Annotated in this window: 4 protein-coding genes and 1 riboswitch; of the genes, 1 reads left to right on the top strand and 3 read right to left on the bottom strand. The window is 45.2% G+C overall.

Annotated features, from left to right (window positions below; all coding sequences use genetic code 11):
• The first annotated feature begins 156 nt into the window (after positions 1-156).
• A riboswitch (SAM riboswitch) is annotated at positions 157-260 on the top strand.
• A 138-nt stretch (positions 261-398) separates the two neighbouring features.
• A complete protein-coding gene (locus P9687_RS14710; RefSeq protein ID WP_035188785.1) occupies positions 399-1,502 on the top strand; it encodes a 5-methyltetrahydropteroyltriglutamate--homocysteine S-methyltransferase in 1,104 nt (367 codons plus the stop codon).
• A 125-nt stretch (positions 1,503-1,627) separates the two neighbouring features.
• On the opposite strand, the gene P9687_RS14705 is transcribed toward P9687_RS14710, so the two are convergent.
• The 3 genes from P9687_RS14705 to P9687_RS14695 all read right to left on the bottom strand — a co-directional run bounded on the left by P9687_RS14705 (position 1,628) and on the right by P9687_RS14695 (position 5,718).
• Entirely contained in the window at positions 1,628-2,863 is a 1,236-nt protein-coding gene (locus P9687_RS14705; protein WP_328228911.1) for an L-lactate MFS transporter, read from the bottom strand.
• A 445-nt stretch (positions 2,864-3,308) separates the two neighbouring features.
• Positions 3,309-4,058 (bottom strand): LytR/AlgR family response regulator transcription factor, encoded by a 750-nt coding sequence (locus P9687_RS14700; RefSeq protein WP_014097305.1) that lies wholly within the window; start codon positions 4,056-4,058, stop codon positions 3,309-3,311.
• Entirely contained in the window at positions 4,018-5,718 is a 1,701-nt protein-coding gene (locus P9687_RS14695; protein WP_193352492.1) for a sensor histidine kinase, read from the bottom strand. The genes P9687_RS14700 and P9687_RS14695 overlap by 41 nt, the downstream gene beginning before the upstream one ends.
• Positions 5,719-6,135 lie beyond the last annotated feature (417 nt).

Here is a 6,135-nt window from a genome sequence, read left to right as displayed (position 1 = left end):
CATCACACCGTAGGACTTTGTTTTTCTTAGTACTATTATATTTTCACATCGCCCCTGATTTCAATCTTTCCGTCCCATTTTAAAAAATAATGCGAATGCCCTTGACAAAAATGGGCGAAACATTTAAAGTGTATTTAAACTAAATAATATTTAAAATTCTTATCCAGAGAGGTGGAGGGACTGGCCCTTTGAAGCCTCGGCAGCGGTCTTTTTTTAAAGAACTGTGCCAATTCCAGAAAGCAATTGCTTGAAGATAAGAAGAGCGGACGGTTCTATTTTGCAATCCAAACCTCTTCTTATTGCCGAAGAGGTTTTTTTGATGGGCCTATGCAGCTAAAAGCAATTTCTTTCTGCGCACAGCAGCTGTTTAAAAAAATATGCAGAAAGAGGGAATCATGATGACAAAAACATTAACAAAAGCGCCGTACAGAGCAGACATTGTCGGAAGTTTTTTGCGCCCGGCCCGGCTGCACGAAGCGCGGAAAAAATTTGCAGCGGGAACCATTTCGGCGGAAGACTTGCGTGCAATTGAAAATGAGGAAATCCGCCATCTTGTCGACAAACAAATTGAAGCCGGCCTTGAAGCAGTAACGGACGGGGAATTCCGGCGAAGATTCTGGCATACGGATTTCATGGAGCATTTGAACGGGGTGGAAGGGTATGTACCGAACCATGGATACCGGTTTGTTGGCATTGAAACAGAAGCTTATGACGTCCGGGTAACCGGAAAAATCTCCTTTAACCCGGACCATCCGCACATAAAAGATTTTATTGCGCTGAAAGAAATCGCCGGGGACAGGGCGATTGCGAAAATGACCATTCCAAGCCCGAATCAGTTTTTCAATGCCGGGATCCGCAATGAAGACATTTACCCGGATCTTGAAGAATACACAAATGATATTATCCAAACTTACCGGGATGCGATCAAAGCTTTTTATGATGCCGGCTGCCGCTACTTACAGCTGGATGATGTCTATCTTGCCGGCCTGTGTGCACCGAAACTGCCGTTTGCAGACAGTGAGCTCGAGAGGGAAAGATTGATTGATCTCGCTTTGCATGTTGCAAACAGCGTACTGGAAGGTAAGCCCGATGATCTGACCATCACAACCCATCTGTGCCGCGGCAACTACCAGTCAAAATGGGCTTTTGAAGGCCCGTATGATAAAATTGCCCCGAAAATCTTTGCAAACGAAAAAGTAGACGGGTTTTTCCTTGAATACGACGATGAGCGTTCCGGCGGGTTTGAACCGTTAAAATACATTCCGGAAGGCGGACCGAAAGTGGTGCTTGGCATTTTTACATCGAAAAAGGGCGAACTTGAAGATAAGGAACTGATCAAAAAACGGATTCAGGAAGCATCCAAGTATGTACCACTCGAACAGCTTTGCATCAGCACCCAGTGCGGCTTCTCCTCCACCCACCACGGCAATCTTTTAACAGAAGAACAGCAGTGGGAAAAAGTAAAATATATTGTGGATACCGCAAAGGAAATTTGGGGATAAACCGGAAAAACCCGCTGGGCAGCCAGCGGGTTTTTTATCGGCCAGAACCGTGATTCAAGCACGAATTCCTTTTCTTTTTTTACAAGCTGTCTGCTTGTTCATGATCGAAGCACACAGCCATTGCTTTAATGCGACTGCTGGGCACGACCAACACTCCGCCGAACCCCGTGTGTGCGGGCAGCTTCTTCAGCCGGTGATTTAATGAAAAGCGTAATCGCAAAAGAGATCAGGCAGAGAATCGTGATCGCATGGAATGTCGGCATAAAGCCCCCGAGAAGAGAAGCAATGACCGATCCGGATAATGCGCCGATGCCGAACCCTTGGTAAATCACTGAATAATTGGCGCTTTGATTTTTCAGGCCGAAGAAGTCTGAAATAATGGCCGGAAATACGGTGACATTTCCGCCGAAACCGAAAGCAATCGCTGCAACACAGATAAAGAACAAGGCGAAATTTAAGTGGGCATAGCTTAAAACGGAAACCGCAATGGCCGTTGCAAGCAGCGTCCCTGATACCACTTTCATTCTTCCAACATGGTCTGATAAACCGCCGAGAATGAGCCGTCCGATTGTGTTAAAAACGGCAATGAGTGCAACTGCATTGCTGGCCGTCGCAACATCCAGCCCGACAAGCCTCGTGCCGATGTCTTTTACAAGGCTGATCAGATACAAACCACTCATACATGCAGTGAAGAATACGATGAATAAAAGGTAAGCTTGTTTCGTTTTGAGCATTTCTTTGATGGTAAAATCTTTTCCGGCCGGTTGTTTGGATACAGTACCGGATGTGGTTGCATTTTCTGCTTCTTTCAAGAGGAAAGATCCGCCGGTGATCATGACAATCGCAATAACCCCCCAGCAAAGGAAAGCCTGTGTGACGCCAAACGAACTGAGGACGGCACCGTTTATAAACTTAAATACCAGGCTGCCAGTCCCGTACGCCCCGACGGAGATGCCTGAAACGAGGCCTTTTTTATCCGGAAACCATTTCATTAAATTGGATAAAGTCGTGATGTAAGCTGTCCCGTCGGCATAACCAACGATAAGCCCTGCCAACAGATAGAGCATCCAAAGTGTAGGTGCAAATGCACTCAAGATTAATCCTGCGCCAAGCAAAATGCCGGAAAAAGCAACCAGGCGGCGCAGACCCCATTTTGCCTGTAATTTTGTGGCAAACAATGTCGATACCGCAAGTGCCAGGCTTAAAATGGAAAACGTCGTCGATACGGCACTCAATTGCCATCCAAATTTATCAACAAGCGGCTGGTTAAACAAACTCCAAGTATAAACAGTACCAAGCCCCATTTGTACAATCAGCGTCCCCAATACAATCAGGCTGCGGTTTGCTTTTTGTTCTAACATGTCCGGTTCCTCCCGTTTCTTCTGTCCTTTTCTACAGCTCAAATTATAGTACGAAAATAAGGAGGGAACGCATTTTCGGAACGAGAATGCTTTAAAACGGAATAAACGGTATACAAAAAGGAATGGACGGCATAGGACCAACCGCTTCCTGAAACTTTCCCGCTACATGTCCATTCAAGATGGCATATGGATGAATGCAGACATGCCAATTTTTACGCGCAAACGGTATGACCGGAAGCAAGCCATGACCGCTTTTTCGGCGTAACACCTTGAAGGATGGCATATCGGAAAGCAGGCATTCTAACTTTTCACGTGCGAACGACCGCAGTGCACAAAACAGACCATGCTTATTTTGTCACGCCCGTCCCGGCAAAAACAGGAAAAGCCGGCATGCACTTTTCGTGTTCATGCCGGTCGCTTTTCCTCCATGGCTGGACGCTTTAGTTTAAAAATGCATCAGCGCTTTAAACTGTTTCACATTTCTTCTGCTTACCGGAATTTCCGCATCCATCCCGTTTAAGCGGAGTAAATACGTTTGATTGAACCACGGCACAATTTCCCGGATTTTTGTTAAATTCACAAGATAAGAACGGTGGCAGCGAAAGAAAAGATCCTCAGGCAAAAGAGACTGGAACTCTGATATCGCCATGGGCATTTCAAACGTTTCCTGTTGTGTATAAACAAGCGTGATTTTCTCCTGGGCGGCGCAGTAAAAAATATCGTTTGCATCCGCCACAATAATTTTCTCGCCCTTGCGCAAGTTCACCCGCTCTTTCCGGTGCAGCCCGCCGTTTCGCGGCACAGCCCCTTCTTCCCCCAGCAATGAATGCTCTCTTTTATACGCAGCCTCGAGCCTTTTCAACATGGCGGCAATTCTTTTTTCTTCATACGGTTTTAAAATATAATCAAATGCTTCTAGTTCAAAAGCCTGGACGGCGTGTTCCTTATAAGCCGTTGTAAAAATAATATACGGTTTATGCGCAAATTTGCTGATGCTGCCTGCCAGCAGCATGCCATCCAGGGAAGGAATATTAATATCGAGAAAAATCGCATCTGTTTCATGTTCCTGCAAAAATTTCAACACATCCAGCCCATCTTCAAAACAATCGGTAATTTCAATCTCACTGTACGTTTCAATCAAATACGCCAATTCTTCACGTGCCGGTATTTCGTCTTCCACTATAATGGCTTTCATATTCTCCCACCTTCGGAACCTCAAAATAAACTTCTGTTCCGGGATTCAGCCTTCTAATGACCAGACCGTTTCCATAAATCAGTTTGACACGGCGATGGACATTATAAAGGCCAATCTGTGTGACCGGCATATTATCCTGATAAACATGCTCAATCACTTCTTCCGGAATGCCTGCCCCTGTATCCGTCACACTGATGCGTACTTTATCTCCTGCCTCTTTGACGGAGATTTTTACGACTCCTGGCCCTTTTACTTTTAAAATCCCGTGGTTGATCGCATTTTCCACAAGCGGCTGGATAATTAGGCTCGGGATCAGCACGGATACGACGTCAATCTCATATTCAACCTGCAGGCGGCTGCCGAACCTCGCTTTTTCAATCTCAATATAGTCGCGTACTTGCTGCAGTTCTTTATTAATATCAATAAAATCGTCGGTCAATTCAAGATTATAACGCATAAAACCGGATAAGTTCATGATTAATTTTCTTGCTTTATCGGGATTTCTGCGGGTCGTGGAAGCAATTGCATTTAACGCATTAAACAAAAAATGCGGGTTGATTTTTGTCTGGAGCGCCTTCCACTCCGCTTTATTGGCTTCTTCTTTGATTTCTTCGATGCGCGAAATTTCCATGAGCGTCGAAATCATCTGGGCAAGGCCGATTGCCATTGTCTGCAGGGAATAGGTGATTTTGTTCGCTTTTTTATAATAAATTTTCAATGTGCCGGTGACTTCATCCCGCTCTTTTAACGGAATAATCAGCAGGCACTGGATCTGCGGGGTCTGCTGGTCTTGGATATGGTTGCGGATCGTGATTTCCCCGCTTTTGATCGCAGTTTTTGTCAGATCACTGATAATTTCATGACCGATCTGGTACCTTTCCTGCCCGAATCCGACATAAGCCAGGATTTTTTTCGTATCGGTGATGGCAACCGCATCGGCGCGAATCTCGTTTTTAATAATGGCGCAGATTTTTTCTAACGATTCTGCATTGATGGCGCGGAAATAAGGCATCGTTTTATTGGCAATATCAAGCGCCAGTTTCGCCTGTTTTGCCGCCACAAATTCCTTCTCGCCCTCCACGCTTTTAATCAGCAGAACAATCAATCCGATATTGACGTCCCCCGCGATCATCGGGAAGGCAATTTTGGACACAATATCCACACCGGTGCTGAACGGGTGGGCAAAAACAAGAATCAAAAGCATGGTTAATATTTCACAAAACATCCCGGCTGCGATCCCGACGAACCAGCGCCAGGAATTTTTCACTTTCCTGCTGATCAGGCCGGAAATGACGCCGGCTGTAATACTCGTAATCAAGCACGGGATGGATGTCACCCCGCCAATATCTATTAAATAACGGTGCAACCCGGAGACAATGCCTGTGATAATGCCAACCCACGGGCCGAACAGGATGCCGCCTGATACGATAGCAATAATCCGCACGTTGACAAGCGACCCGTCCACCTTAATGCCAGAGTAAGTCGCAAAGATTGCAAAACTGCAAAAGACGGCAGTGATAAAACTCAGTTCAAAAACAGACGGCTGCTCTTGTTGAAAAATTTCTTTAAAACGCGGAATTCGCGTGATAAAAAATAAGCAAGTTAATAAAAGGGCAGCCCTCTCAAATATTTCCAGCAACATTTCAAATGACGTTTCCACTGCGCTCCCCCCCTCGTGAATGCCGGAAACTGCTTCTCAAGGCCGGATCTGGCGCCTATTTTCAATGTTTCCTAACAATTTGGCCGGTCTGGACCGTGAAGTTCGTGATAAAAGTCTATATAAAATGAACTTAAGTTTTTACATCTAGCCCGAGCATCCATTTGTTTGAGCACTACTTTTTGCGGTAGGCAAGAGAGCGGTAATATTTTGTTCATTTTATATAGCATCTATTTTTCAATGTTTCCTAACTCCAGTTTACTAAATTCCCCGCACAGTTGGTATGAAATTTAATGGAATTTATGACGGCGGTTTTTGCAAACGCAGAAAAGGCCTGTGTTTTTGTGAAAAATGAACATAGTGCAGTCCTATGTAAAAAGCGATGATATTTTCATCGAATGTTAACGCGGGACGTTTCTA

Origin of the sequence: Weizmannia sp. CD-2023, from assembly GCF_036225245.1 — a bacterium.
GTDB classification, from domain to species: Bacteria; Bacillota; Bacilli; order Bacillales; family Bacillaceae_C; genus Weizmannia; species Weizmannia faecalis.
The sequence above is the reverse complement of the archived record's forward strand: the minus strand, read 5'-3'. Positions and strand labels throughout refer to the sequence as shown.

Coding starts and splice junctions, on each gene's coding strand:
- P9687_RS14705 (WP_328228911.1), bottom strand. CDS start 2,863: ATGTTAGAACAAAAAGCAAACCGCAGCCTGATTGTATTGGGGACGCTG.
- P9687_RS14700 (WP_014097305.1), bottom strand. CDS start 4,058: ATGAAAGCCATTATAGTGGAAGACGAAATACCGGCACGTGAAGAATTG.
- P9687_RS14710 (WP_035188785.1), top strand. CDS start 399: ATGACAAAAACATTAACAAAAGCGCCGTACAGAGCAGACATTGTCGGA.